The 24,729-nt window shown below is 66.4% G+C and carries 28 protein-coding genes and 1 pseudogene; 17 read left to right on the top strand and 12 right to left on the bottom strand.

The window, feature by feature from the left end; all coding sequences use genetic code 11:
* Positions 1–4: 4 nt before the first annotated feature.
* Together ACYSM9_RS16810 and ACYSM9_RS16805 are read right to left on the bottom strand one after the other, a co-directional pair.
* Positions 5–1,117, bottom strand: coding sequence for an alpha-ketoacid dehydrogenase subunit beta (locus ACYSM9_RS16810; RefSeq protein ID WP_461858098.1), 1,113 nt, complete (start codon positions 1,115–1,117; stop codon positions 5–7).
* Positions 1,114–2,346: a thiamine pyrophosphate-dependent dehydrogenase E1 component subunit alpha gene (locus ACYSM9_RS16805; RefSeq protein ID WP_461858097.1), complete on the bottom strand. Its 1,233-nt coding sequence runs from the start codon at positions 2,344–2,346 to the stop codon at positions 1,114–1,116. Before ACYSM9_RS16805 ends, ACYSM9_RS16810 begins: the two co-directional genes overlap by 4 nt.
* 289 nt (positions 2,347–2,635) lie before the next feature.
* On the opposite strand from ACYSM9_RS16805, the gene ACYSM9_RS16800 reads away from it, so the two are divergent.
* Positions 2,636–3,040: an Hpt domain-containing protein gene (locus tag ACYSM9_RS16800; RefSeq protein WP_461858096.1), complete on the top strand. Its 405-nt coding sequence runs from the start codon at positions 2,636–2,638 to the stop codon at positions 3,038–3,040.
* A 15-nt stretch (positions 3,041–3,055) separates the two neighbouring features.
* Here the strand turns inward: ACYSM9_RS16800 and ACYSM9_RS16795 are convergent, their stop codons facing one another.
* Entirely contained in the window at positions 3,056–3,448 is a 393-nt protein-coding gene (locus ACYSM9_RS16795) for a response regulator transcription factor (protein WP_461858095.1), read from the bottom strand.
* Between the two features lie 267 nt (positions 3,449–3,715).
* Here ACYSM9_RS16795 and ACYSM9_RS16790 point away from each other — a divergent pair, with 267 nt between their 5' ends.
* The 6 genes from ACYSM9_RS16790 to ACYSM9_RS16765 all read left to right on the top strand — a co-directional run bounded on the left by ACYSM9_RS16790 (position 3,716) and on the right by ACYSM9_RS16765 (position 7,874).
* Positions 3,716–4,177: an Lrp/AsnC family transcriptional regulator gene (locus tag ACYSM9_RS16790; protein WP_461858125.1), complete on the top strand. Its 462-nt coding sequence runs from the start codon at positions 3,716–3,718 to the stop codon at positions 4,175–4,177.
* Between the two features lie 75 nt (positions 4,178–4,252).
* A complete protein-coding gene (locus ACYSM9_RS16785) occupies positions 4,253–4,843 on the top strand; it encodes a hypothetical protein (protein ID WP_461858094.1) in 591 nt (196 codons plus the stop codon).
* Between the two features lie 143 nt (positions 4,844–4,986).
* A complete protein-coding gene (locus ACYSM9_RS16780; RefSeq protein ID WP_461858093.1) occupies positions 4,987–5,721 on the top strand; it encodes a YcnI family copper-binding membrane protein in 735 nt (244 codons plus the stop codon).
* Positions 5,722–5,799: 78 nt separating this feature from the next.
* A complete protein-coding gene (locus ACYSM9_RS16775; RefSeq protein ID WP_461858092.1) occupies positions 5,800–6,366 on the top strand; it encodes a copper resistance CopC family protein in 567 nt (188 codons plus the stop codon).
* A 68-nt stretch (positions 6,367–6,434) separates the two neighbouring features.
* Positions 6,435–7,364 (top strand): DMT family protein, encoded by a 930-nt coding sequence (locus tag ACYSM9_RS16770; RefSeq protein WP_461858091.1) that lies wholly within the window; start codon positions 6,435–6,437, stop codon positions 7,362–7,364.
* A gap of 54 nt (positions 7,365–7,418) precedes the next feature.
* Positions 7,419–7,874, top strand: coding sequence for a hypothetical protein (locus tag ACYSM9_RS16765; RefSeq protein WP_461858090.1), 456 nt, complete (start codon positions 7,419–7,421; stop codon positions 7,872–7,874).
* A gap of 30 nt (positions 7,875–7,904) precedes the next feature.
* On the opposite strand, the gene ACYSM9_RS16760 is transcribed toward ACYSM9_RS16765, so the two are convergent.
* Complete coding sequence (locus ACYSM9_RS16760; protein WP_461858089.1) at positions 7,905–8,000, bottom strand: MYXO-CTERM sorting domain-containing protein; 96 nt, start codon at positions 7,998–8,000, stop codon at positions 7,905–7,907.
* Between the two features lie 185 nt (positions 8,001–8,185).
* Here ACYSM9_RS16760 and ACYSM9_RS16755 point away from each other — a divergent pair, with 185 nt between their 5' ends.
* Positions 8,186–8,926 carry a hypothetical protein gene (locus ACYSM9_RS16755; RefSeq protein ID WP_461858088.1) on the top strand — a complete coding sequence of 247 codons (741 nt, stop codon included), beginning with the start codon at positions 8,186–8,188 and terminating at the stop codon, positions 8,924–8,926.
* Positions 8,927–9,057: 131 nt separating this feature from the next.
* Positions 9,058–10,233 (top strand): serine hydrolase domain-containing protein, encoded by a 1,176-nt coding sequence (locus ACYSM9_RS16750; protein WP_461858087.1) that lies wholly within the window; start codon positions 9,058–9,060, stop codon positions 10,231–10,233.
* Between the two features lie 178 nt (positions 10,234–10,411).
* Here ACYSM9_RS16750 and ACYSM9_RS16745 read toward each other — a convergent pair whose 3' ends face one another.
* Positions 10,412–12,097: a phospholipase C gene (locus tag ACYSM9_RS16745; protein WP_461858086.1), complete on the bottom strand. Its 1,686-nt coding sequence runs from the start codon at positions 12,095–12,097 to the stop codon at positions 10,412–10,414.
* A gap of 26 nt (positions 12,098–12,123) precedes the next feature.
* Positions 12,124–13,146 carry a DUF6454 family protein gene (locus ACYSM9_RS16740; RefSeq protein ID WP_461858085.1) on the bottom strand — a complete coding sequence of 341 codons (1,023 nt, stop codon included), beginning with the start codon at positions 13,144–13,146 and terminating at the stop codon, positions 12,124–12,126.
* Between the two features lie 272 nt (positions 13,147–13,418).
* Here ACYSM9_RS16740 and ACYSM9_RS16735 point away from each other — a divergent pair, with 272 nt between their 5' ends.
* Positions 13,419–14,507 carry a glycerophosphodiester phosphodiesterase gene (locus ACYSM9_RS16735; RefSeq protein ID WP_461858084.1) on the top strand — a complete coding sequence of 363 codons (1,089 nt, stop codon included), beginning with the start codon at positions 13,419–13,421 and terminating at the stop codon, positions 14,505–14,507.
* Positions 14,508–14,593: 86 nt separating this feature from the next.
* Here the strand turns inward: ACYSM9_RS16735 and ACYSM9_RS16730 are convergent, their stop codons facing one another.
* Complete coding sequence (locus ACYSM9_RS16730) at positions 14,594–15,463, bottom strand: class II glutamine amidotransferase (protein WP_461858083.1); 870 nt, start codon at positions 15,461–15,463, stop codon at positions 14,594–14,596.
* 208 nt (positions 15,464–15,671) lie between these two features.
* Between ACYSM9_RS16730 and ACYSM9_RS16725 the strand changes: the two genes are divergently transcribed.
* Positions 15,672–16,253 (top strand): NADPH-dependent FMN reductase, encoded by a 582-nt coding sequence (locus tag ACYSM9_RS16725; protein WP_461858082.1) that lies wholly within the window; start codon positions 15,672–15,674, stop codon positions 16,251–16,253.
* 40 nt (positions 16,254–16,293) lie between these two features.
* On the opposite strand, the gene ACYSM9_RS16720 is transcribed toward ACYSM9_RS16725, so the two are convergent.
* Positions 16,294–16,743, bottom strand: coding sequence for a hypothetical protein (locus tag ACYSM9_RS16720; protein WP_461858081.1), 450 nt, complete (start codon positions 16,741–16,743; stop codon positions 16,294–16,296).
* Positions 16,744–17,045: 302 nt separating this feature from the next.
* Here ACYSM9_RS16720 and ACYSM9_RS16715 point away from each other — a divergent pair, with 302 nt between their 5' ends.
* The 4 genes from ACYSM9_RS16715 (at position 17,046) to ACYSM9_RS16700 (ending at position 19,214) form a co-directional block, all read left to right on the top strand.
* A complete protein-coding gene (locus ACYSM9_RS16715) occupies positions 17,046–17,657 on the top strand; it encodes a TasA family protein (RefSeq protein ID WP_461858080.1) in 612 nt (203 codons plus the stop codon).
* A 37-nt stretch (positions 17,658–17,694) separates the two neighbouring features.
* Entirely contained in the window at positions 17,695–18,327 is a 633-nt protein-coding gene (locus ACYSM9_RS16710; protein ID WP_461858079.1) for a signal peptidase I, read from the top strand.
* The gene (locus ACYSM9_RS16705; RefSeq protein ID WP_461858078.1) at positions 18,320–18,691 is read left to right on the top strand and encodes an Hpt domain-containing protein; all 372 of its coding nucleotides are present in this window, start codon (positions 18,320–18,322) and stop codon (positions 18,689–18,691) included. The genes ACYSM9_RS16710 and ACYSM9_RS16705 overlap by 8 nt, the downstream gene beginning before the upstream one ends.
* Positions 18,692–18,821: 130 nt before the next feature.
* Complete coding sequence (locus ACYSM9_RS16700) at positions 18,822–19,214, top strand: nuclear transport factor 2 family protein (RefSeq protein WP_461858077.1); 393 nt, start codon at positions 18,822–18,824, stop codon at positions 19,212–19,214.
* 65 nt (positions 19,215–19,279) lie between these two features.
* On the opposite strand, the gene ACYSM9_RS16695 is transcribed toward ACYSM9_RS16700, so the two are convergent.
* From ACYSM9_RS16695 to ACYSM9_RS16680, 4 genes are all read right to left on the bottom strand, one after another.
* On the bottom strand, positions 19,280–20,452 hold the full coding sequence (locus tag ACYSM9_RS16695; RefSeq protein WP_461858076.1) for a hypothetical protein: 1,173 nt from the start codon (positions 20,450–20,452) through the stop codon (positions 19,280–19,282).
* A gap of 451 nt (positions 20,453–20,903) precedes the next feature.
* On the bottom strand, positions 20,904–21,659 hold the full coding sequence (locus tag ACYSM9_RS16690; RefSeq protein ID WP_461858075.1) for a hypothetical protein: 756 nt from the start codon (positions 21,657–21,659) through the stop codon (positions 20,904–20,906).
* A gap of 411 nt (positions 21,660–22,070) precedes the next feature.
* Positions 22,071–22,724: a hypothetical protein gene (locus ACYSM9_RS16685; protein WP_461858074.1), complete on the bottom strand. Its 654-nt coding sequence runs from the start codon at positions 22,722–22,724 to the stop codon at positions 22,071–22,073.
* A gap of 257 nt (positions 22,725–22,981) precedes the next feature.
* Positions 22,982–23,287 carry a hypothetical protein gene (locus ACYSM9_RS16680; RefSeq protein WP_461858073.1) on the bottom strand — a complete coding sequence of 102 codons (306 nt, stop codon included), beginning with the start codon at positions 23,285–23,287 and terminating at the stop codon, positions 22,982–22,984.
* Between the two features lie 648 nt (positions 23,288–23,935).
* Between ACYSM9_RS16680 and ACYSM9_RS16675 the strand changes: the two genes are divergently transcribed.
* Positions 23,936–24,400 (top strand): hypothetical protein, encoded by a 465-nt coding sequence (locus tag ACYSM9_RS16675; RefSeq protein ID WP_461858072.1) that lies wholly within the window; start codon positions 23,936–23,938, stop codon positions 24,398–24,400.
* A gap of 157 nt (positions 24,401–24,557) precedes the next feature.
* A pseudogene (locus ACYSM9_RS16670) lies at positions 24,558–24,729 on the top strand (IS982 family transposase); the annotation flags it as partial.

The following is a 24,729-nucleotide window of genomic DNA, read 5'->3' as shown; positions in this document are numbered from 1 at the left end:
GGAATCAGTCCTCCCACTGCAGGTCGTCGACGGCGTCGAGGATGCGGTCCACGCCGGGCAGGTAATACTTCTCGAGTTTCGGGGCCGGGTACGGGACGTCGAACCCGGTGACGCGGCGGATCGGGGCGGCCAGGTAGTGGAAGCAGCGCTCCTGCACCCGGGCCACGATCTCGGAGGACACGGACGCGAACCCGTGCGCCTCGGCGATCACCACCGCCCGGCCGGTCTTCCGCACCGAAGCAGCAACGGTCTCATCGTCGAACGGGACAAGAGTCCGCACGTCGATGACCTCCAGCGAGCGCCCCTCCAGCGCCGCCGCCTCGGCGGCAGCCAACGCCGTGGGCACGGACGGGCCGTACGCAACCAGCGTCGCGTCGGTGCCGGGACGCGCGACGGCGGCACGCCCCTCAGAACCAAGCCCCGCCGTCGTGCCTTCCGAGTGAAGGCGCCGCAGCTCCGCAAGGTCCACGGTGTCCTTGGTCCAGTACATCTTCTTGGGCTCCATGAAGACCACGGGGTCGTCCGAGTCGATGGCCTCGCGGAGCATCCGGTAGCCGTCCGCCACGGTGGCCGGGGTGTAGACCTTCAGGCCGGCGGTGTGGGCGTAGTAGGACTCGGAGGAGTCGCAGTGGTGCTCCACTCCCCCGATGCCGCCGCCGTACGGGATGCGGATCACCAGGGGCAGCTTCACGGCCCCGCGGGTGCGGTTGTGCATCTTGGCCACGTGGCTGACGATCTGTTCGAACGCGGGGTAGGCGAACGCGTCGAACTGCATTTCGATGACCGGGCGCATCCCGTTGATGGCCATGCCCACGGCCATGCCCACGATGCCGGACTCGGCCAGCGGGGTGTCGAAGCAGCGCTGCTCACCGAAGGTGGCGGTGAGGCCGTCGGTGATGCGGAAAACCCCGCCCAGGGTGCCCACGTCCTCGCCGAACACCAGCACGGAGGAATCGGCGGACATGGCGTCGGCCAGGGCGGTGTTCAGGGCCTTGGCCATGGTGACCGGCTGCGGCCCGGACGCCTCGGCGGACGCGGCCGCGGAGGCGGCGGCCCGGGCGGTGGCGGCGGAGACGTTGCCGTTGGCCTCGGACGAGGTGGTGATGGTGGGGCTCACTTGCCGGCCTCCTGTGCAGCGGATTCAGATGATGCGGCGTCGCGGGCCAGCTCGTCGGCGAGCATGGCGGACTGTTCCTTTAGCTGAGGCGTCTGCGCCGCAAAGACGTGGCGGAAGAGCTCCTGCGGATCCACCGGAACGTCCTCGCCCAGGCCGTCACGCAGCTGCGTGGCAACCGCCTCCGCCCTCGAACGGATCCGTGCCTCGCCGTCGTCGTCCAACAGCCCGCGCCCGGTGAGGTACGTCCGCATCCTGTTGACGGGGTCCTTGGCCCGCCACTTGGCAACCTCGGCGCTTTCCCGGTAGCGGGTGTCGTCGTCGGCGTTGGTGTGGGCCTGCATGCGGTAGGTGTTGGCTTCCACCAGCAGCGGGCCCGAGCCGCCCCGGCAAAGCGCAACGGCGCGGTCCAGGACGGCGAGGAGGGCGACGACGTCGTTGCCGTCCACGCGTTCGCCCGCCATGCCGTACCCCACGGCCTTGTGCGCGAGCGACGGCGCCACGGACTGGTGCGCCAGCGGCACCGAGATGGCGTACTTGTTGTTCTGGACGAAGAAGATGACGGGCAGGTGGAAGACGGCGGCGAAGTTGAGGGCCTCGTGGAAGTCGCCTTCGCTGGTGGCGCCGTCGCCGCACATGGCCAGCACCACGGTGTCCTCGCCGCGGAGCTTGGCGGCGTGGGCGACGCCGACGGCGTGCAGCAGCTGGGTGGTCAGCGGCGTGCACTGGATGCCCACCCTGTATTTGAGGGGGTCGTAGCCGCCGTGCCAGTCGCCGCGGAAAATGGTCATAGCCTCCACGGGGTCCACGCCGCGGGTCATGACGGCGACGGCGTCGCGGTAGGTGGGAAACATCCAGTCACCCTCGGACAGGCACAGGGCGGCAGCCACCTGGCAGGCTTCCTGGCCGTGGCTGGAAGGATAGACGGCCATGCGGCCCTGCCGGACCAAGGCGGAGTTCTGGTCGTTGACGCGGCGGCCGACGACGAGCTGTTCGTACGCCGCCAGCAGTTCGTCATCGCCGGGCACAGGGTATTCGTGGCCGGGCTGGGTGCCCTGCTCACCGTGCGGAATGAGCCGGCCGTCCGGATCCACCATCTGGATCTGGTGCCGGGCGGGGAGCATGTAGTCCTCCACCGTGATGCCAAACTTCTTCACAGCCTCCGTGAGCGCATTGTCAGGCGCCGCGGGGCCGGCGGTATCCGGCGCGGTGTGGTCTGCGGAGATCGTCATTGGTCCGTCCTTCGGTAGCCACTATTCCCTCCCAGTATTGTCCTGAGGCTGGTTTCGTATCCAGCTTCTGCGGGAATCGTGGAGAAGCTGCTCCGATCTGGCTACCCTGGAAGACAAATCGTCACTGTGACGTGCATTACCGAGCGGGGCCGTGGACAAAATGCTGCGGCCCCGTCGGCGGACGGGACAGCCCTTGGAATCCCACACGAACCACAGGGAAAGCCGTGGATTGCGACAGGATCCGCCCAAGTCAGGCCACTCGGGACGGGAGCTGGCCTACCGTTGAACCATGCCTCCTCCCTACAGCGAACCGCCTGCCGATCCCGACAGCCAGGTTCCTCACCTGCCTTTGCTGGACCTGGCAGTCCTGCGCGAACTGGAGGACCAACTGGAGGGTCCGCTGGTCCAGGGTTTCGCCAGGGACTACATCGGAATGTGGGACTACCGCTGCGAGCGCCTGGTCAGGGCCCTGGCCTGCCACGAGGGCAACGCCGAGGCCCTTGATGCCGCCATCAGCCTGCGGGTCACCTCGCGGATGCTCGGGGGCCTGCGCCTGGCCGGCCTGACCGCTGCGTTGGAGAAACAGATCACGGACGGATCGCTGCGCGGAGCCGGCGCACTCCTGGGCGAGATCCGGCGGTGCGGACAAGTGACCGTCGAGCAACTGCGGCTGCGCTACTGCGCACAGGCCTGAGCCCCTGACCGGATTTCAGCTGGTTGCAGTGCCGAGGCTCCGGGGCGTGGCCATCATCGCCTCGATCCGCTCGCGTACTTCCCGGGGACGGAACGGCTTCGTGATGTATTCATCGGCTCCGGCATGCAGGGCGTTGAGCACGTCAGGCCCGCCGGTCCGCCCGGTGAGCATCACGATGTACGCATCACTGCAATCGCGCATGCGGCGCAGGACTTCGATGCCGTCCATGTCCGGCAGGCCCACATCCAGGGTCACCAGGGCGGGCCGGATGGCCTTGACTGCCCGAAGCCCTGAGGCGCCGTCCACGGCGGTGTGCACATCGAATCCGATCCGGCTTAGCATGCCTTCCAGCAGGTTCCGCACGTCCTGGTCGTCTTCGACAACTACAGCCGCACCCAAAGCATCCATGGTCCCCCCATAGAATCAGCAGCATCCCGCGGACCCAGCGCCCGCGGTGATTCACACCCCCCGGTCCCCACCGTACAGCGCGGGGGGAATTTGCGCATTGAATTTGCGAGATTGCCCGGGCGTTGCATGGAGTTCTCCCAAAGGACGGCCAGAGTGCGCCTTTGTATGGGCTCCCGGCAGTAACCGTGGAAAGGTGCCGGAATCGGCCTACTATGGGAGACGAATTGTCACTGTGGCATGGATGACCGGACGGGAGCCGTGGAGGAAATGGCGGGCAAGGATGCGGCGGCGGAAGTTCCGCTGGACGAGATCGACCGGGCCATCATCCGCGAGCTCACCCGGGACGGCCGGATGTCCGTGACGCAGGTGGCGGAGAACGTGCACATCTCCCGGGCGCACGCCTACACCCGGATCGCCAGGCTCACCGGCGACGGCGTGCTGACCAGGTTCACGGCCCTGGTGGATCCCATCAAGGCTGGCCTGAAGTCCTCCGCCTACGTGACGCTGAAGCTGAAGCAGGACTCGTGGCGCGAGCTGCGTGACCAGCTGGGCGCCATCCCGGAGGTGCACCACATCGCGCTGGTGGGCGGCGACTTCGACGTGATCCTGCTGGTCCGCGCCGTGGACAACATCGACCTTCGCCGGGTCATCTTCGACCAGCTGCAGACCATGCCGGGGGTGCTGGATACGCAGACGTTCCTGGTATTCGAGGATGTCGATACGCGGTAGCGCGATTACCGCCCCCGCCCCTGGACTCCTTACAGTGGATACCGGCACCATCGGGATGAAAGGGCGGCGAATGGCATGACTGCCCCGTTCCGCTTCCCCCGCGCCGCCGCCTTCACCACCGCGATGATCGCCCTGGCCGCCGGCGCCCACATCATCGCCGGTGGTTCGCTGCCGCAACCGGCAGTCCTCGCCGGCATCACCGCACTGGTACTGGCGCCGGTGATGATCCTGGCCAAGTTCAAGCTCACAACGCCGGTCACGGCCGTGCTGCTGGTGGCCAGCCAACTGGTCCTCCACCAGGCCTTCAATGCCCTTTCGCTGTCCACGGGACCCGGTTCCGCCCCGGCCGGCCACCTGCACGGCAGCGGGTTGGCGCACCTCCCGGTGGAATCCCTGGCGCCGGAGCACGCCGCCACCCCGGGAACCCTGATGCTGATCCTGCACGCGGCAGCCACCGTCGCCACGGCGGTGGTCCTGGCCCGCGGCGAAGCAGCCGTGTGGGCCCTGGCTGCGTGGCTGCGGCCCCTGGTCCGGATCCTGACTGCGGTGCTGATTCCAGACTGGCCGCTCCTTCCGGCGCCGGCCGCCGTCGTCGTACCTTCCCGCTGGCGAAACCTCAGGCTGCCGGCCCGCCGTGGGCCGCCGGTGGTCCGCGCCGCCCACTGAGCGGCACCTGACCCACCGGCTGATCCGGCCCGGCCCCCTGCCAGGGGCGACATCAATATCACCGGGTTACCCAGCTGCGTTTCCCCTTTTCGCGCCGCCGCTCCAGCGGCCCCTTGGCGCACCCCGTTTTTGGAAGGCCTGTCATGAAAACCACGCTTCGCCGTACCCTCAAAACCCTCACCGCCGTCACGGCCGCTTCGGCGCTGACCGTCGTGGGCGCCGCAGCCGCCTCCGCGCACGTCACCGTAAACCCGGACGACACCGGCGCCAACGGCTACTCGCACCTGACGTTCAACGTCCCCAACGAATCGCCCACCGCGAAGACCAGCAAGCTCGAGGTCAAACTTCCCACGGACACTCCCTTCACATCGGTTTCGGTGAAGCCGGTGGAGGGCTGGAGCGCCCAGGTCATCACCAGTGACCTGCCCGCGCCGGTCACCGTGTCCGGCGCGACGGTCACCAAGGCGCCGAGCAGCGTCGTGTGGACAGCCGACGAGGCCCACCAGCTCGGCCAGAACCAATACCAGTCGTTCTCGCTGTCCGTCGGCCGGCTCCCCGCCGAAGGCACCAAGGTCACGTTGAAGGCGGCCCAATCGTACTCCGACGGGACCGTGGTGAACTGGGACGAGGAAAGCACCGAGGGCCAGCCCGAGCCCAAGCACCCGGCGCCGTCCTTCACCACCACGGCCGACGACGAAGCTGCCGCCGCCACGGCATCGGCGGCACCGGCTGCGGCGGCCGTGGCCCAGACGTCGGAAACCAGCAGCGATGGTGCATCGGTGTGGGGCGTCGTCCTGGGCGCCGCCGGCCTGGTCCTCGGCGGAACCGCCCTGGGGCTTGTCCTCGCCGGCCGCCGCACCCGCACGGCCGCCAAGTAGCATCGCGATCCGGGGCCCGCGGCGGGGCCTTCACCCCGCCGCGGCCCGGACCCCAGCATCATCCGAGAGGACCGGTCCATGAAGACACAACCCAACGGCCGCGGGGCCTGGCTCCCGCGGTTCCTGCTCACCCTGGCCACGGCGGCGTTCCTGATGGTTCCCGCCGCCGCGGCCCAGGCCCACGACGTCCTGGAGGCCAGCGAACCGGCCAGCGGCTCCACGGTCCACAGCGTTCCGGACAAAATTGGCCTGACCTTCGACCACACCCCGATCGCCATCGGTTCAGTCGTCCGCGTCGAGGACGCCACGGGAACGGACCAGGCCGACGGTCCCGTCGTGATCGTGGACAACCATGTGACCCAGGCCGTCAAGGCGGAAGCGCCGGACGGCAAGTACACGGTGGTGTGGCGCGTTGTTTCCTCCGACGGCCACCCCATCGAAGGAACCTTCACCTTCACCGCGGACGCGGCGTCGACCCCCGGTGCGGCGGCACCGGCGGAACGCCCGACGGCGGCAGGCACCGGCGCGGGCATCGAGGCAGGCGTGGTCATCGCCGCCGCCGCGGCAGCGGTGCTGGTGGCGGCATTGGTTGTGCTGGCACTGTTGGTCAGGCGCAGGCTCCGCCCGGCGGAATCCGACCGGTAGCGGCGCATCGCCTGGACAAGGGCGGTAGCACCGGCTTGGCCACCGGCCGGGATGGGTAAGGTCTGATCATGATCCAGGCGGCGGCCGTGTCCGCACTGACGTCCTATCACTGGCTGGGGATTCCCATCGCCGCCGGCGGCGCGGTCCTGCTCGCCCTGGGCACGCTGTTCCAGCACCGGGCGGTGGAAGGCCAGCCGGCGGCCTCCGGGCGTGCGGCGGGCAGCATGGGCGGCGGACGCCTGCAGGCGCTGGTCCGGAAACCCCTGTGGCTGGGCGGGACGGCGATGCTGGGCGCCGCGATCCTGCTCCAGCTCACCAGCCTGCGGTTCTCGCCGCTGATCGTGGTGCAGCCTATCGGCGCGGTGGCGCTGGTGGTAACCACCCTGGCCACCGCCCGGATGACCCGCCGGTCCCCCGGGCGCCGGGCCCTGACCGCCGTCGCCCTCTGCGTGGGCGGCGTGGGCGTGTTCGTGGCTGTGGCAGCACTGTCAGCGCAGGACGTGGAGATCAGCGACCGGCACCTGGTCACCATCCTGGTGGTGCTTGCCGTGGTGTTGGCCGGCATTGGCGTGATTTTTGCCTTGTGGCGGCACCGCTCGGGCGCCGTGGTGTTTACCGCCGGTGCGGGCATCCTGTTCGGGTTCGTCGCCGCCCTGGCCAAGACGGTTATCGGCCGCCTGTTCCAGGGCGACTTCGAGTGGCTGTCCCTGACGTGCCTGGCGGGGCTGCTCATCGCCGCCCTCGGGGGAAGCTTCCTGGTCCAGAACGCCCATGCCCGGGGAACACCCGAACTCGTGGTCGCAGGCCTGACCGTCATCGATCCGCTCGTCGCCGTCGCCATCGGCATCACCATCCTTGGCGAGGCGGACACGGCGCCGCCGCTGGCCATCGTGCTGTTCCTCCTGTCCGGGGCAACCGCCGTCGCGGGGGTCTTCCTGCTGGAAACGGTCAAGAAGCAGCCCAGGCCCGAAGCCGACCAGGTGGACTCCAGCGCCTGACATTGCGCGGTTCCGGGAAACCGCCACACTGGAAGCATCACGGAAGGAGCGGACATGCCCAAGGTGGAGTTTGACATGGATTCCCGTGTCCCCGCGGACAAGATCCGGGACGCGCTGCTGGACTTCAGCCCGCGCCGGCCAGAGATCTGGCCCGGCATCTACCCGCCCATGTATGAGGTGTACGAGGTGGGAGGCACCTATGCGGACATCAGGGAGGGCAGCAAGGCTCCCGGCGGCACCGTCTGGGCGAAGGAACACTATGACTGGTCAGCCCCCGACACCGTGACCTGGACGGTGCGCGAGAGCAACTTCTGCGCCCCGGGCAGTTATGTGGCCGCACGGATCACGCCGAGGGACAACGGGTCGCGGCTCCACATCACCTGGAACCGGACCCCCACCAGCCTGGGGGGCCGCATTGCAGCGTTCGTTATTGTCGTGACTCGCGGTGCGCCCGTGGCCAGCTCCTTGCGCAAGGGCCTTCAGCGCCTCGAAACACAGGGAGCGGGCTGACCAGGCCAGCCTGACCGACAGGGCGGGCCGTCACTTGCGGCGGCGCACCACCAGCACGATGTAGAGGGCGACGCCGACTGCCACCAGTGCCCCGACGCTGGCTCCTGCGGTTGTACCGTCGAACACGCCACGACTCCTTCAGGCCGACAGGCTCTTTAGAGGCACAGCGTACCCGGATCAGGCGGTGTCCGGCACCTGTCTACGCGGCCGCGAAGACATTCAGCATTTCCCCAGCCTTCGCTCCTATAGTCATCCCGTGCCGTCCCGCATGGGCACGGCCGGACGGATGCGCGTATTTGGAAGGACACACCGTGGTGAAGCCAACAATCCCGTCGATGAAGACCCGCATCGGAGTAGGTGCGGCCGCTATCGTTGCGGCCGGCGCCATGGCCGTCGTCGGCGTCAATGTGGCGTCCGCATCACCCGGTTCAACACCCGCTTCCACGATGGCCCCCTCCCCCGCTGCCACGGACGGCGCGAAGGCAGGGCACCGCTTCGGTGGCCTGCAGGCGTTCCTTCGCCTGAATGCCGACAGCCCGCAGGCTGCCGGAGACCGTGCCGCGGAAGCAGCCACGGCCCTGGTCAACCACCCGCAGCTGTTCGCGAAGCTCCCCGCCGCCCTCCAGGCGGACGTGACCACCCTCAAGGATGCCGCCCCGGCCGACCGGGTGAAGGACGCCTACAAGATCAAGACCACCGCCCTGTCCGGCGGTTATGGCGCCGAGATCCAGAAGCGCGCGGAAGCTGCGGAGAAGACCGCCACCGGTCTTGCCGGCCTGCGCCAGGAACTGCGCAAAGCGTTCAGTTCGGACAACCCGGGGGCCGGGCTGCAGAAGGTTGCCGACCAGCTGATCGGCCACCCGAAGCTGTTCGCCAAGCTCCCCGCCAATCTCCAGGCGGACCTGACGGCACTCAAGAACGCCGCCCCGGCGGACCTGGATGCCCAGGCGAACAAGATCAAGGACACCGCCCTGAACGGCGGCTACGGCGCCCGGGTCCAGAAGATGGCCGAAGGGCTCGAAAAGAAGGCTGCAGCAACCCCGGAGTCGTAGCTTCCGGCAGCCAAAATATTCGCCGTTGCGGTCGCATTCGGGCGAGGAGCTTAATGAACCTCAGAGCGCCGCTCCGTCGCTCTATCCAGGAAGCGGAACGCTAAAGCTGCATCTTATGGGGGTGGTTTCCCATGAGCTCCACATACGCCGCCCGGGCCCGTGCTGCGGTGCTTGCTGCGGTCCTCGCCCTGTCCGGCTGCACCTACACCGGCCCGGACGAGACGCCGTCGCCGACCGCCCCGGCCGAGCTTGACTCACTGGACCACCAGGCGGAGCTGTTCATGGACCGGGGTGCCGTGTCCGCCGTCGTGCAAGTGCGCTGGCCGGGCGGCGCGTGGTCCAAGGCGTACGGCGTCCGCGACCTCGATACCAAGTCACCGGCCCAGCCCAGCGACCTCGTGGAGGTCGCGAGCGTCACCAAGACAATGACTGCGGTCACCGTCCTGAAGCTGGTCGACGACGGCCTCATCGGCCTCGACGATCCCGTGAACAACCTCATCCCCGGGTTCACGGCGCTGCTCCACCCGCCCGGGCCGGTCACCGCCAGGCAGCTTCTGGGCCACATTTCCGGCGCGCCCGAATTCACGGACGTGCTGTACAAGGATGTGGACGTCCGGGCCGCCGTAGGACATCTGCAGGTCACGCCGGAAACTGCGCTTCGAATGGCGGGGACCAAGCCGTGGGAACCCGTCTCCGTGGGCACGTTCAGCTACTCGAACACGGGGTATGTCGCGTTGGGCCTCCTGGTCGAGGCGCTGCGCCACAAGCCGTTCCGCCAGGTGCTGAAGGAGGAGATCATTGACCCGCTGGGGCTCAAGGACACCACCACCGGCCGGCTGGACCTCCACGAGCCCCGCCTCCTGCACGGCTACATCGCCCTTCAGGGAGATCGGCTGGACGTGACAGACAACTCGGACACGGCGGACTCGGCGCATGCGGGTGTCACCTCTACCGTGGCCGACGTGAACACGTTCTTCGCCGCCCTGTTCCAGGGCAGGCTCCTCTCGGCGGCAAGCATGGCGGAGATGAAGACCAAGCCAAGCCTGGCCCCGTACGGGCTCGGGCTCTGGACGTGGACCGGTGGCTGCAGGGGCGGCATGCGCTTCGAGGGGCGCGGCCAGTTCTGGACCTACATGACCGTGGCGGTGGCCTCCGAGGACGGCACCTACGTGGCCTCCATGACCGTGGTGCCGCCGGTGATCCCGCCGGAGAGCGAAGACCCCTCGGCTGCGAACACGCGGGACCTGATCGTCGGCCAGCTGGAATCCACGCTCAACGAGACTTTGGACCGCCTCTGCCAGCAGTGAAGTGCGCCGAACGAAAGTGCCGCCGCCTCATCTTGGGGGAAAATGAGGCGGCGGCACTTCACTCAAGATACGGCAGAAGCACAGCGGATCAGTCCCGAATCTGATCTTTCCGCCGAAATCTTGACGCTTTATTTACGGTGGAGGCGACGCCTTGACGGCCGGAGCCAACGGCCGCTGACTACCTGGAATGCGCGATCGAGGCGATCGCTCCGGTCTGCTCGTCGAGCAGGACAGTGTCGTTGCGCTGGTGGTGGAAGTTGAACATGGCATTCATGGATCCGGCGGTGGCATCCGCGGAGGCGTCACCGATCTGGCCGGTCTGCCAGTTCTCCTCAATGAAGCGAAGGATGGAGGCCTGGTCCGTTTCGGTGTGGTCCACAAAGTTCTTCTTCGCGTAGGGGGAAATGACCACCAGGGGCTGGCGGGGGCCGGGGCCGCAGCGGTCGGCGTAGCCGCCGGCCATCGGGATGCCGCTGGCTGCGGCGTCCTGGCACCAGGCGGCGTCATCGGCGGTGTTGGAGGAGTTCTTCACCTTCGCCGCGACGTGGTCGTACCAGCCGTCGGAGTCGTCGTAGGCGAGCACGACGGCGGTGTCGTCCCAGTTGCGGGACTGCTGGATCCGGTTGACGGTATTGGCGATGAAGTTCTGCTCGTCCACGGGGTCCGAGTAGGCGGCGTGGCCATCCTGGTACATGCCCGCCTTGAGGAAGGACACGGCCGGCATGTTGTCAGAGTCCACCACCTTGTTGAAATCGGTGAGGTCGTACTGGTGGTTGGCCTGCCCGTTGTGCCCGATCTCCGCGTCGGACGCCGGCGCCAGGTGGTGCGGGTTGGCGGTGGAGGCGTAGTACTGGAACGGCTGGTGGTGCGGGGAATAGTCGGTCACGCTGGCGCCGGCGGCGTTGGTGTGCGTTGAAAGGCACGACGCCGGGCTGGTCGCCGTTGCCGGGGTGGTCGGCGTGAAACCGCCCTGGAACCAGCCCCAGGAGACGCCCTTGCCGTTGAGCAGGTCGCCGATGTTGCTGCCGGTCATGCCGGCAAGGTTGTTCGTCTTGGCGTGGCTGTTGTTGGAGCAGTCGTCGTAGACGGGGTCGGGGTCGTTGATGACGGTGCCCACGCCCTTGGCGTCCGGCTGGCGGACGGCGCTGCTTCCCGTGGCGGGCGTGGCCACCGGCTCCCCGGCGGCGGTGTACTCCTTGGCGCCGTGGGTTTGCCCCGAGACCAGGTTCAGCGCGCCCGGGGTGGAGGGGCCGAACACGGTGCTGAAGTGGTTGTCGCTCATGGCGTAGTTCTGGGCGTAGTTCCAGATGCCGGTGACGGTGTTGCCGTCGTAGTAGTCCATGGTCAGCCCCGGGCGGCCGTACTGGTTGGTGCCGCACGCGTCGCGGCTGGTGTACTGGACGAACTTGTCCATGAGCCCGCCGTTGTAGGCCTTCTGTTCGGCGTTGTACCCGTGGTCCTGGTCGCAGGTGACGGCCTGCATGGGTGAGAGCCGGGCCGGCTGGACCGAGTTGGGGTTGTTGGGGGCGAGCAGGCCCGCGCTGGCCAGGGTGTTGATGTCCTTCGGGGTGTCTTCCGACGGCGTGAAGGAGGCGGCCTTGGTGCCGGCGCCCTGCTGCGTCTCGCCGGCGGTGTTGGCTGCCTGGGGGTAGGTGGCGAAGTAGTGGTCGAAGGAGACGTTCTCCTGGAAAATCACCACCACGTGCTTGATCGGCGTCGCGGTGCTGCCGGTGGTTTCCCCGGCGCTGGCGGGCCCGGTGCCCAGGCCGAAGAGTCCGGCCGTCAGGGCGGAGGCCGCCAAAGCCGTGGCGCTGGTGGCCGCAGCGACCCGCTTACGGGAGGGCCGTCGTCGTGCTTCTGTCATGGTTCTTTCCGTTTCCTGATGGGGAGTTACTGCGCCGGGGTGACGTCGGCTTCGTAGGTGAGGATTTCGGTGCCGTTGCCTTCTTCGCCGTTGTCCGGGGCGACCGTCATGGTGAGGTGGCCGGCGTCGGCAGTCATTTTGAAGGGGTTGCGGGTGGCCACGTGGCCGGCGGTGGACCACTGCTGGAACGGCACGTCGCGGATCACGCTGCGGGATTTCAGGTCGATCATGGCCATGCCACCGAGCTCGTAGGTGGCACCGGTGCCGCGGGCGGCCGGGGTCTGCGGGAGGTTGGTGATGCCGCCGCAGAGCATCCTGGAGCCGGGCACGTACTGGCAGTCCTGGTAGTCGATGAAGTAGTTGGGGTTCTCCCAGGTGGCAAGCTGCTTGCCCTTGAGGTCCCATTCGGCGAAGCGGCGGGAGCCCCAGGTGTTGCCCACCAGGCGGCCGGTCTGCTTGTCCATGACGATGCCGCCGAAGTGGTCCGGCACCTCGAACTGCTTGTGCACGTCGAGGGTGGCGGCGTCGATGCGGTAGATGATGGCGCTGCTGTTTGGCCGGTACTGGGCCACGGGGACCCAGACGCTGGTGCCGTCGAAGTCGATGCCGCCGGGGTGGTACATGTCGCCCTCCCCCAGGGTGATGTCCTTCTGGAGGTTGCCGGCCTTGTCCATGACGAACAGGTGGCCGATGCCCTTGCCGGGGGTCCGGTCGAAGCCGTCCTGCGGGGTGGGGAATTTGGTGGTCGGTTCGATGATCTGGACGGCGGACAGGAAGATGTGGTCTTCGCTGTAGGCGATGCCCTCGGTGTGGTAGGTGGGGAAGTTCAGCTTCAGCTTGGACGTCTGCTTCCAGGCCGTGTTCCGGTCGACGGCGGTGAAGGCGTCCGCCAGGGCCGTGTCCGTTGTGGCGTGGGCGCCGGTGCCGGGGGCAGCGCCGTTGCCGTTGTTGCCTGCTGCCTGGGCGACGGCGGTGCCGCCGATTGCCGACGCCGCCAGGATGAGGGCGGCGGCGGCCGTGAGGATGCCTCGGGTGGGGGACGTGCTCATTGGGGGGAGCCTCTCGGGGGGTGGGTTTTGGCCGGAGGTTCCGAAGTTACTTGGCGGTAATTAACCGCTGTTGGCGCGGTGGTGAACACTCGGTGCCTGCATGGGACCACTCCCCCCGCAACGTGTTTGGGCTGGTCAGCGCGTGAATTTCCGTTCGCCTGTTGGTCATGGCCTGTTTGCCTGGGGGTCGCCGGGCATTTCCCGTGGGTGGGAACAGTGACGCCAGGTCCCGCCAACGGGGCCGATCCCCTCCCCAACTTGGAGTTTTTCTGATGAAGTACGCAAAGCTGCTGACCGCAGCCGCCATGTGCACCGGCCTGGCCCTGGGAACATCCCTCCCGGCCCAGGCGGCGGACACCAACCCCAACGGCACCGACAACCACTTTGACCTGCAGGCCCACCGCGGCGGCATCGGCCTGACGGTCGAATCCACCCTGGCCTCCTTCGCCAAGGGCATCGAGACAGGCGTCTCCACCCTGGAGCTGGACCTGCAGATCACCAGGGACGGCCGCGAGGTCATCACCCATGACCGCAAGATCAGCGGCCAGAAGTGCCAGGACACCGCCCCCGTGACGCCGGGGGACCCCCAGTTCCCGTACGTGGGCAAGTACATCAAGGACCTGACGTTCGCGCAGGTGCGCAGCCTGGACTGCGGTTCCCAGACCCTGCCGCAGTTCCCGGGCCAGCAGGCGTCGCCGGGCGCCAAGATGCCCACGCTCGCCGAGGTCTTCGACCTGGCCAACCGGTACCGGGCCAGCCAGGTGAAGTTCAACATCGAGACCAAGGTGGAGGCCGGGGCCCCCGAGCAGACGGCCCCGCGCGAACAGTTCGTGGACGTGGCGCTGCGCGAGATCAATGCCGCGCACATGGCCGAGCGGGTGTCCATCGAGAGCTTCGACTGGGGTTCCCTGCGCCTGGTCAAGGAGCGCCAGCCTGGCATCCGCACGGTGGCCCTGACCAACAAGGACTTCCTGCAGGCTGGCATGCCCGGCGCCTCACCGTGGCTGGGCGGCATTGACTCGGACGACTTCGGCGGAGACCTGGTGGACGCCGCCGCCTCCCTGGGCTTCGACGCTGTCTCCCCCGTCCACGGCACGCCCCAGAACGGAAAGGTCACCGACCCCGGCTACGTCCCCTACGTCACCGCGGACATGGTGGCCCGCGCCCACGCCAAGGGCATGCAGGTCATCCCCTGGACGGTGGACGACAAGCCCACCATGCGCAAGCTCATGGACGACGGCGTTGACGGGCTCATCACCGACTACCCCAACCTGCTGCGTGAGGTCATGGCGGAGCGGTCGCTGAAGCTGCCCAAGCAGTACACCCTGGAACCGGGGGCCTCGGCACCGGCAGCCGGCTGACCCTAGCCATCCACAGGCCCCTGTCCCGGAACGCCGGGGCGGGGGCCTTCCTCGCGTATACAGGCGCCTGAAATGAACGCCGACCGTCAGGACGTTTGCGACGCCGCAGCGGACGGTGCGAGGTCGGCGAGCGTGAGCTGATGGGCGGGTTGGTCCGGGAAGGGAAAGGTGGAGGTCACCACCAGATCCGGCCCGACATGGACCAGTTCCCCCGGCGCCATGGGCCGCCATCCTGGGTTCTGGTTCATTCGTTCGGTGGCGAACAGGACCGATGGGACGTCGGAGAGTTCGGTGCTTCGGGAGTGGATCCGGCGGCTTCTGGCGTCCAGCGGCGCTGCCGGGGCGGGCTCGGCCGAGGGGTCCCGTTCCAGGACGTACAGCTCGTGGACGGCCGGGTAACGGAGCGCCCAGAGGTCGGTGGCCGTCGTCACGATGATGTTCAGGGCCAGGACGGGCAGCTCCGCGGCGGCCCAGCCGACGGCCCGTGCGATGCCTTCGGTCACGTCACCGCCGGCCCGGCGGCTCTCTGCCGTGATGAGGGCGAAGAGGCGTTCGCTGTCGGTCTGGCCGTGCACCAGCTGTGCCACGCCGAGGTCCTGGAGGCGTTCCTCGAGCCGGGCCAGTCCGTGGAAGGCGCCGTTGTGGGCGAACAACCGGCCGTCCTGCTCGAAGGGGTGGGTGTTCGCCATGGTGCGGGCACCGGTGCTCGCGTAGCGGACGTGGGCCAAAAAGGTGGTGCTGGCCAGCTGCCGCGCCTCGCGGGCGAAGGCGCGGTCCTCCCAGGCGGCGAGCGGCCGCTTGCCCACCCGGGCGCCGCCGTCGGCATCGAAGGTGCCGATCCCCGCGCCGTCGGGTTCCTTCCTGCTCTGCTCGGACAGGCTGTCCGGGGCGTCCAGGAGCCAGAACGTGGCGCGGACCGGCCGGGACCCGGCATGGAGCCCGAACAACCGGCACATGGGGCGCCCCTCCTCCGTGCTTCGACCATCGGGCATCCCACGGCTCCGCTGGCCCTATGGGTATTGATGATGGCACAGCGTGGCTCCGCCGGTCCCGCGTTCCGGCGGCGCGGACGACGGCGGCGGGCCGCCGGAGCGGGTGAAATAACGGCGGCGGTGGGTGCGTTTTTCCATCAGGGATTTAGCGGTTCAGCTGCAGGAGGAGTCCATGTCCAGGATCCAGGTCATCATGGGAACCACCAGGACCGGGCGGTTCAACGAACGTGTGGTCCCGTGGGTGCTCGCGCGGCTGCAGGACCACGGGTTCGAGGTGGAGCTGGTGGACCTGCGCGATTATCCGCTGCCGTTCTTCGACCAGAAGCCGCCGTCCGTGACGAAACGCAACTACCCGAATGAGGACGTGGCGCGGCTGGGCCGGAAGCTGGATGAAGCCGATGGCTTCGTCATCCTGACCGGCGAGTACAACCACGGCTACCCGGCGGTGCTGAAGAACGCCATCGACCACACTTTCGTGGAGTGGCGGCGCAAACCGGTGGCCTTCGTCGGCTGGGGCGGCGTGGGCGGGGCCCGGGTGATAGAGCAGCTGCGAATGGTGGCCGTGGAACTGGAGATGGCTCCAATTCGCCAGGCCGTGCACATTCTTCCGGAGATCATCCGCCCCGCCATGCAGTCGAAGGATCCTGCCGACTTCAGCGTGTTCGGGCCGATTGAGCCGAAGCTGCAGGCCCTCGCGGAAGGGCTGGCATGGTGGGCGGAAACCCTGGCCAAGGGACGGGCAGCTAGCGGTTAGGAGGGTTCCGCGTGTCGCAGAATGGTCTCCTGCAGCGCTTTCAGCAGACGGTAACTGGGTTGGGGGTGCTGCTCCAGGCGTAGCTGGTCCCCGGCACGATGTATTGCGCGTCGATGCTGTAGGTCCATTTGGCTCCGGGGCTGGGCGCCGTGTACGTCCCGCCCGGGGAAAGCGTGACGGGAGCGGCCGCGAGCCCGGCTGAATCCTTGACGTTCAGGACGTAGTTGTTGGCCTTGGCTACCGTGCCATGGTTGGTCACAGTGATCGTCAGCCGGAACTTGCCGCTGCCCCCGCCGTTGGGCGTGCAGGTGACGCTGACGGTGTTTCCGGTGGGGCTGGCAAGCTTGTAGGTCCCCATGGTGGTGGTCCCGGCGTTGAGGATCCTGGTGAACACGGCGTTCGCGGCAGGGGCTCCGGCGAGCAGGCATGCGGCCAGGGCCCCGGCGAGCAGGATCTGCCCCCGGCGCCCTCCGCGCCTGAATGATTGCAACGCCGGTCCCTTCGGTAGAGCGGGGCGCGGTTTTCCGCGCGCCGATTGCTGTGCCCGTTCCAACAATTTCGTTCCGACCTCAAGAAGCGGTCAAGGGAGCATCATGTTGGCCGAAATTCGCCTCCGGAAAAACCGGTGGCAGCAACCGGTGCCTGACCTGCAGAAACATTGACGGACTCTTGATTGCCGGCAGGGAAATTCCTTGATTTTTCAACGCCAGAGTTGTTCCAGACAGGCCGATCGGGTCTGGAACAACCGCGGCCGGCCCTATGGGGGGAAGGCCCCGACGCAGAGGACTCATCATGGGCATCAGCTTGAACACCACCGCCGGCAAGATCGTCGCTTCAGTGGCACTGGTCGGAACGGCCGCCGGCGTCGCCGGCCTGGGCACCTTCGGTGCCTTCACCTCCACCACCACCGCCAGCCAGGCTGTCACCGACGGTACCGTCACCATTGCACTGCCCGCCGCCGGAGTCGACAACACCCTCAACGTCCCCATTACCGGCATGCTGCCCGGGGACAAGACCGAAAAGCTCGTCAAGCTCTCGAACACCGGCAACTCCGACCTGAACAACGTCACCCTCGCAACGGACGCCGGCGCCACCGGGTCCCTGCTGACCACCGACGCCACCAACGGCCTGCAGCTGACCATCGAAAACTGCAGCGTCCCGTGGACCGGAACCGCCGGCGCCTACGCCTGCACAGGGACCCAGTCCACCGTGCTCGCCAGCGGACCCATCATCACCGGCACCGCCAAGACCCTGGCGAACCTGACCGCACTGACCTCCACGAAGACCGACAACCTCAAGGTCACCACGGCCCTGCCCGCTTCGGCCGACAACACCTTCCAGGGACTGACAAGCACCGTCGGATTCACGTTCACCGCTACCCAGCGCACCGCTGTCTCCAAGTAGCACCTTCAAGACCTGGCGCCGGAACGAGGACCCACCCATGAGCACCGCCATCGACAGCCCCCACCTGCCCCCTGCAACGGCAGCGGAGGCAGGCGGTGCGGGTCCCCGTTCCGGCGCCGGCACCACCGTCAGGGTCCTGCGCCGCGCCGCTTCCGCCATGGCAACCACCTTGCTGCTCCTGGCGGTCGCGGCGTTCCTGGCCCTCGCCGTCGGCCCCCGCGTCCTCGGCTACCAGACCTCCACGATGCTGACCGGTTCAATGTCCCCGCTGATCAACCCGGGCGATATCGTCGTGACCCGGCCCGTGCCGGTGGCCGACATCAAAGTTGGAGACATCATCACGTACCACATCCCCGTCGAGGACCAGCGCGTCGAAACGCACCGCGTGGCCGAGGTGACGGCAAAGCCGGACGGGACCTATGTCGTCCAGACCAAGGGCGATGCCAACAACGGCGTTGACCCCTGGCTGGCAACCATCAGCACCCCCACCGTGGACAGGCACGTCCTCACCGTCCCCTACGCCGGAGAAGCCATCCGCGCCCTCCGGCAGCCCGTGGTGCTCAATACCCTCATGTACGGAGCCCCGGCCATCCTGGTCATCGGGATGCTCAGAAGTATCTGGCGTAAATCCCCCACCAAGGCGTCTGCCGCCAAGGCCGGCAATGCCTGAACCGCAGGCGTTGTTCAACCCGCAGCCGATCCGGACCCTCGCCCTCCACGTGGCCAGCACGGCGATCGCCTACCGGTTCCTCACCGACTACTTCGACATGCTCCCCGGCCGGGCGCAACGCCTCCTGGCCGCGCTCAGGGACGAGGACGATGAAGCCGCAATGGACGCCCTCCTCAGCCTGAAAACCGCCTCTGCCATGACCGGCGCAGTGGACCTGGAATCCAGATGCATGGCCATCCAAACCCTGATCGCGGCAGGCCTCCTCGAACTGGCCAGGGCTGAAGCCCAAGGACTCAGCACCGCGGCGGCGGGCCTGGCGGCCCAGGCGGCAGCCATCCTGGAAGCCGCCAGAGCCGAGGGGTAGGGGTGGCCCTGGTAACCGCCGGCCGGGAAGGGTTCCTTGCTTAATTTTGCGTCGACAGTGACCCACGGGCGGCCTAGCCTTAATTTGCCACGCATCACTAAGAATCAATGGAGAGGTTGGTGGACGTGAGATGGGTGCTCAGGAAGACGCGGAACTGGTGCGCCGTGGGTATGAGGCCTTCAACGCAGGAGATGTAGGGACACTTTCCGACATCTTCGCCGAGGACGCCGTCTGGTATGCGGCCGGCAGCGGCGTATTGTCCGGAAAGAAGCAGGGCCGGGACGCTGTCCTGGCCTATTTCGGTGAGCTTGGCACACGCTCCCAAGGCTCATTCCGGGCGACGGTACAGGATATCGTCGGCGGCGAAAACCACACCATCGGGCTCCAGCAAAGCCATGCCCAAAGCAACGGCAAAACCATGGACGCCGAAACCGCTATCGCCTTCGTGATCCGCGACGGCAAAGTCGTGGAGGGCCGGGAATACTTCGACGACACGGCCAAGGCGGACGATTTTTGGACATGAGGCCGGCACAAGCACGGTCCTAGCGCTCGGCGCCAGCGTTGCTGTACGATGCGCTGCGGGTGCCGTCAACTTCGCATGAGGGTCTCCCGCGCCCTGTTAATGAATGCGGCCCTGTTACTCCTGAGCCGGAAAATTGCCGACAGCAGGACGTTTATATACCCGTGCCCAACCCAATCCGAGTCGTCCTCCAGGACTGCCTCGATGGATTTTGCGTCGAAAGGGACGAACGCTAACTTGTTCGATTCCCAATCATCAGGTGCAGCGCCCAACTTCCTTGCTCCCTGGATAGCCGCATTAGTCCATTTCGTCTGGCGAAGGTCAACGTGCCCCAACAATGCCCATTCATATCGCGTGACATCGCAAACAAGGCTGTGGAAGGTAATCCTGCCCCTGGCTCCCGGTTCTTCCGCCAAGTCGATGCCCAATTCCTCCTCGATACCACGAACGGCAGTCAGATACGGATCCGGCAGATCAGTTCTTGGGTCAATATCTTCCAGGGACATTCCTTCATTGACGGCCACGTGGCGCAGGTTCCTTGCACTGTTGGCCTTGTCGCTTCGGCGTGCCAGGAGCAGGTGATCGTCCGCGGTCTCAAGGGTGAGGTTTACACCGAATGAATTGGACAACCCCGGAAGGACATCCCACAGGTCATCCGCGCGCAGGTCCTGGATTACGCCGTCGAGATTCTTGTAGTGGCGTTCCCATGCACCTGCAACCACCTGAAAGGCTGCGTAATCGGTGACCGCATATCCGAGGTCGATCGTCGGTTCCTCATGGTTGCCGGTCCGGGAGACCCGTATCCGTCGAAGGGCAAATTTCTCGGCATTCCAGGCCTCAGGCGCGCTTTGCAGTTCCAACCGTTTGGCCTCGATCGCCGTCTCGAGATCATCAGGCAGGGCGGGCCGGAGCGGCTCCCGAAGGTTCCTCATGAGGTACGCAGCCGGCTGGTCGGGAACCCTGCTCGCCTTCAGATGACCGGGCGCGAACCCTCTGGGAGAGAACTGCCGGACGTAGATCTGATGCTTGGCGGCGCCGACAGAGAAAGTTTCAGAGAAACCAATCAGCTTGGCTTCCCGCTGGTTTCTACGGCGACGATATAGCTTCCCAACGGTTCCGTGCCACAGCGGAAGTATCAACCGCCCGGAAACGTTTAGGAATTTCTCGGCAAGGATCCCTGCGGCTGCACCAAAAAGCGTAGTCAGGGCGTACGACAGCATGTCGGCGAATGATTCGGGCACAGCGCCAGCCTAAACGAACATAAGTGGCCGCTCGCCCCTATTCATTCCAAACACGGCGGCAGTGTCCGAGGGCGGCGCGAAGCTTCCGGAACTGACTCATCGGCGGTTCGGGCCACGACTTCCGGCCTGTTGCCGCCACCCCATGGATGCCAGCCCACTGCCCGGACGCTGCCTGCGTCCGCGGCGCAGACGTTCGCCCCGCACGCCGCGGAGGAGTCAAGTCCCCAGTGAAAGTCCCCCACCCGAGCACCAGGAGGACAGTATGGCTGGAATCAATGCGAAGTTCGACAAGGAATACCTCGACACGGGCATCGATGATCTGGCTAAGGCGCCGGTCGAGGCCCCGAAGCGGAACTCGCCGATTAGCAAGAGTAGGCGTCACCCGCGCAGAACGCCCCTGGCACGGTTGCCAGGGGCGTTCTGCGTCCTGCGTGCTGCACGAAGGCCAGTTTCAGCCGGCGCTGGATGTGGGAGCAGGCGTCGCATAGTCAACGGACGACGTCGGCTGGCCGCCTTCCCCGTACTGGCCCGCCGGTGCGGTGGCTGCTTCAGTCGCTGCCGGGGCAGGCGCGAAGGTTTCGCCGGGTGCGGCGGCCGGTGCGGACAGACCGCGTTCCACGAATGTCGAAGTCGGCTCCGGGGAAGGACCAGTGCCAGGCCCGGCCGTCGCGGAAGACGTGGCAGGAGCCGTCGCACTGGAACCCGGCGAAACCGATGTGCCCTTGATTATGGCCGTGATCTGCTCCTTGTACCCTGTAAGCGTCGCTTGGATGTCTGAGAGCGGCACGTCCTGGATGTTCCGCCCATACTCCGCGATCCGCGCCCACAGGGCCTCGAGCTGCTGCTTGCGGTCCCCCTCCAGCGGTCCGTCGAGGGTAAGGACCAGCTGGCTCGCCACGGCGTAGGCGAGGCAGTTCTGGCCCATCACCAGGACCACCTGGAACCCCACGACAACCGCGGCGCAGCCCATGCAGTTGGCGAAGGCGTGGGCCTCGTTGGTGGTTGTCACGGGCTCCCCGTCATCGGCCCACACCAGCGCGAATGCCACGCTGTACGCCACCGAGCCGTTGGTGGTGTTGACGGCCAGCGCCTGGTTTCCGTCAGCGGCCGGAGCAGCAGGCCGGTCGAACGGAAACACCCAGGACGGCGCGGCAGGAGAAGTGGCGCCGCCGGAAGAAGCACCCGGCGGAGACGAAGCTGCAGGCACCAACGCTGGCCGGCGTCCGTAACCCGCGTCCGCCGTGCAGGCAGCGCGGCCTGATGCTCCGTGCGCAGACCGGGGTCACGCTTGGCTGCAATCGCCAGGTGGTAGCGGACCACCGACTCTGCGACACCCGCACCTGCGGCGATCTTCGGTGCGGTGATGCCCTTGCGGTACATCAGGACCCACTCCGCGTTGGGGGCTATTCGCCTGGTCTGGGTCATCGACTGGCGGTGCCTACCGCCGCAGACAGGACACCAAGGGCGCAAAGAGCCGGACTCGTGTTCATTGGTATTCCCGTAGTCATTGCCCCTAGGCTTCACACGGGCTCGGGGAAGCGAGCGTGCGGGCGCCAGGTCCGGGGTAGCCAGACGGCTGGCTACCCCGGATGCATGAAGCCAGTCCGAGTCGTCTGCGCTAGCTGGTGACGCTCAAATGGTACGTCGCTGTGATGGTGGAGGGTGTCCTGCCGGGCTGCGTCAGCGTCCCGCTGAACACCAGGGTATGGGAGCCGGAGGGCAGGTTGTTCAGCAGGGCGTAGTATCCGGAGTCGGCGCAGGGATTCATGAAACCGGCCGGGGCGCCGAAGACGTTGTTGTCTGGCATGGCGAAGCTGAAAAGGTTGGAGTGCTCGAACTGGATGGTGCTGGCCATCGACTTTCCGTCGAGCACTACCGCCAGGTTGCTGGCCCCGGACTGCACGAAGTCGGAGAAGGAACGGACCGTTTTAGCCGGCACGTTGTCCACGGCATATTCCACATCGACGTAGTTGGCTAGCGGGAAGAAGACACTGGTGTGCGACGGGATAGTGCAACTGCGCGTCACGGTTCCGTCCGCATTGAAAAGCCCGCCAAGGAACCAGATGTTTCCGCTTTGCTGGTTTCCGCATTGAGCTCCGGTGGTATCAAGGAGGGGGTTGGTCGGGACGGGCTGCGTCAGCGCCCAGGTCCACCACTCGGCCGCGAGGGCGCTGTAGTCCCTTGAGTTACTGGTGGTCGCCGCAGTGGCTTCAACGGGTGTTCCGAATATCAGGATAAGGACCGCGATGAGCGCGAGCATGGTCTTTTTCATGGTTTTTCCTATCGTCTGCCGGCGGTACCGCCGGGGATGTGGTGGGGACGGTGAGACCATAAGACCGCCAGCGCCTGTATTTCGCAGCGTCGATGCATTAGGGATCATGCTGAAGGGTCCTCCCGGCCGCCGGCCTCCCTCCGGTGACGAGCCGGGCTTCTTCAGCACGCTTTTGCTCTCACGCTTTCCTGTCAGCAATCCCTAATTCGCCGTAGGAGCGGCAGCTCCCAAGTAGTCTTCCAGCCGACATGAAGGACTTAAGGGGTCCGGCCAACAGGGTTGGCTGTGAAGTAGTTGTGCACGTCGTGGGAGGTCACAATCGGTGGTTCCGCGAAGCCCAACTCCATGCTGAGCGGTCCGATTTTCTCCTCGGCGAAGGCATCGAACTGCTCGCGGCTTTCCCAGACGTCCGTGACCAGTAGGCCCTTGTCGGTAGCCGTCGCCCAATGGGAAATTGAACCGGCGGGCCCTGGGCCGGCCGGGGAAAGCCCCATCTTCCTATTGATCTCGTCATATTGTTCAAGGGTTGTCCCGTCGAACTCCATGATTATCGCGACTGCCATGATTTCCTCCTTTGTTGTGTGCGTCCGCTAGTCGCGGACTTGTGGTTGGACTCGTGTAGGCCTGGAAGCCCCTTATTGGATGGTTGGATGCCACAGCCTCCAGGTGTACTGGTTTCTCAGCGGTTCCTGATAAGGCGGAACTTCCAGAGTTCGCGGGATTCAAGGGGTAACTGGCCCCAACTGTTCGGCTGGGCTGCCGGACCGTTCCGCGAAACGCGGACGGCCACCCCGCCGTCGATGCGAAGCGCATGTCCGGAAGCTGCAGGGAGGCCGAGCAACCCGATGCCTAGGAGCGCGGCCACAAGGCACCTTCGGAAACGTCGGCTAAAGCCGTTGGTGCTCAGGTTGGCGGACATGGATGCCTTCGATTCAATTCATAGTCCCTGACCCTTGCGGCCCAAGGTACACCCGCGAAAATAACCCTCATAAGGGTTGTCGATACCCTTGTTAGCCCCTAATTCAAGGCCATCGCCGGGGGCGCCATGCACGAATCCGCGGCCGAATAGTGCCTTATGACCCTTTCTGGGCCAAACGGGATCCCTACAATCATCGGGTGACACGCTGTTGGGGACCATGGTGGGAGTCCTCGCACAACGGAAGTGATTCTGGGCCTTCCGACGGTATGAAGACTGTCAATCGGAGCAGGATGTGAAAACTTCAGGAACGGTATCAGCAGGACGCAAGGCGGCCTTGGCTCTCTCGGCATCGGTGGGTCTTGTGGCAGGCGGTCTTGGTTTGGCCGCACCCGCCTCCGCCTACGGGCACACGGCGGTGTACCAGGTCGAACTGTCGGCCAACGTTAGCGGTCATAACGGCGGCGGAGTGTGGCTATGGATCGAGCTTGACCAGGGCGGCACAGGTGATTACAAAGGATCGGATTGCGGCCACGCCGGAGAAGGCGCCGCGGTCGACTCCGGCGACGTGACCTGGACCGACAGCGGGGGGACCCTCACCATTACCGGGGTTACGCTGAACGGACTGGGAGGCTTCGAGACGACCATCACAGTACCCGACACCTATGGGCACTACACCGGCACTGTCGGGACGTATATGACTCTTCCGGGATTCATCCCGCCGTTCGTGGGCAACACGCAGCTCCAGGTCGCCCCATGATGTAGCCCAGGTCCGAGGTCCTCCACGAGCGACGCTCGCCGTCCGGGGTGGACATCGCGGGAGCATCCGCGGTGTCCACTCACAGATGAGTAAGTCCTATTGCCTTGCGCGGGCGCGGGTGCTTTTAAAGTAAGGCGGAGAGTGTTAAGCCGGGTCTGTGAACTCTCAACTAAACACTCTCCTGACCACACTGTACGTCTACTTGGATGCCCATGTCCTGCCGGACCTTGGCGTGTCCAGGGACCGCCGGCCGGGCCGGAAACCAGTGCTGAGCGACGCCGAACTGCTCTGCCTTGCCGTCGCCCAGCACCTGCTCGGCTTCTCCTCGG

Source organism: Arthrobacter sp. C152, from assembly GCF_054890965.1.
This window is presented reverse-complemented; position numbering and strand designations above follow the sequence as displayed.

Coding starts and splice junctions, on each gene's coding strand:
- ACYSM9_RS16715 (WP_461858080.1), top strand. CDS start 17,046: ATGGGCATCAGCTTGAACACCACCGCCGGCAAGATCGTCGCTTCAGTG.
- ACYSM9_RS16725 (WP_461858082.1), top strand. CDS start 15,672: ATGTCCAGGATCCAGGTCATCATGGGAACCACCAGGACCGGGCGGTTC.
- ACYSM9_RS16790 (WP_461858125.1), top strand. CDS start 3,716: ATGGCGGGCAAGGATGCGGCGGCGGAAGTTCCGCTGGACGAGATCGAC.
- ACYSM9_RS16795 (WP_461858095.1), bottom strand. CDS start 3,448: ATGGATGCTTTGGGTGCGGCTGTAGTTGTCGAAGACGACCAGGACGTG.
- ACYSM9_RS16800 (WP_461858096.1), top strand. CDS start 2,636: ATGCCTCCTCCCTACAGCGAACCGCCTGCCGATCCCGACAGCCAGGTT.
- ACYSM9_RS16710 (WP_461858079.1), top strand. CDS start 17,695: ATGAGCACCGCCATCGACAGCCCCCACCTGCCCCCTGCAACGGCAGCG.
- ACYSM9_RS16775 (WP_461858092.1), top strand. CDS start 5,800: ATGAAGACACAACCCAACGGCCGCGGGGCCTGGCTCCCGCGGTTCCTG.
- ACYSM9_RS16780 (WP_461858093.1), top strand. CDS start 4,987: ATGAAAACCACGCTTCGCCGTACCCTCAAAACCCTCACCGCCGTCACG.
- ACYSM9_RS16730 (WP_461858083.1), bottom strand. CDS start 15,463: ATGTGCCGGTTGTTCGGGCTCCATGCCGGGTCCCGGCCGGTCCGCGCC.
- ACYSM9_RS16705 (WP_461858078.1), top strand. CDS start 18,320: ATGCCTGAACCGCAGGCGTTGTTCAACCCGCAGCCGATCCGGACCCTC.
- ACYSM9_RS16765 (WP_461858090.1), top strand. CDS start 7,419: ATGCCCAAGGTGGAGTTTGACATGGATTCCCGTGTCCCCGCGGACAAG.
- ACYSM9_RS16735 (WP_461858084.1), top strand. CDS start 13,419: ATGAAGTACGCAAAGCTGCTGACCGCAGCCGCCATGTGCACCGGCCTG.
- ACYSM9_RS16805 (WP_461858097.1), bottom strand. CDS start 2,346: ATGACGATCTCCGCAGACCACACCGCGCCGGATACCGCCGGCCCCGCG.
- ACYSM9_RS16750 (WP_461858087.1), top strand. CDS start 9,058: ATGAGCTCCACATACGCCGCCCGGGCCCGTGCTGCGGTGCTTGCTGCG.
- ACYSM9_RS16785 (WP_461858094.1), top strand. CDS start 4,253: ATGACTGCCCCGTTCCGCTTCCCCCGCGCCGCCGCCTTCACCACCGCG.
- ACYSM9_RS16745 (WP_461858086.1), bottom strand. CDS start 12,097: ATGACAGAAGCACGACGACGGCCCTCCCGTAAGCGGGTCGCTGCGGCC.
- ACYSM9_RS16680 (WP_461858073.1), bottom strand. CDS start 23,287: ATGGCAGTCGCGATAATCATGGAGTTCGACGGGACAACCCTTGAACAA.
- ACYSM9_RS16770 (WP_461858091.1), top strand. CDS start 6,435: ATGATCCAGGCGGCGGCCGTGTCCGCACTGACGTCCTATCACTGGCTG.
- ACYSM9_RS16740 (WP_461858085.1), bottom strand. CDS start 13,146: ATGAGCACGTCCCCCACCCGAGGCATCCTCACGGCCGCCGCCGCCCTC.
- ACYSM9_RS16700 (WP_461858077.1), top strand. CDS start 18,822: ATGGGTGCTCAGGAAGACGCGGAACTGGTGCGCCGTGGGTATGAGGCC.
- ACYSM9_RS16685 (WP_461858074.1), bottom strand. CDS start 22,724: ATGAAAAAGACCATGCTCGCGCTCATCGCGGTCCTTATCCTGATATTC.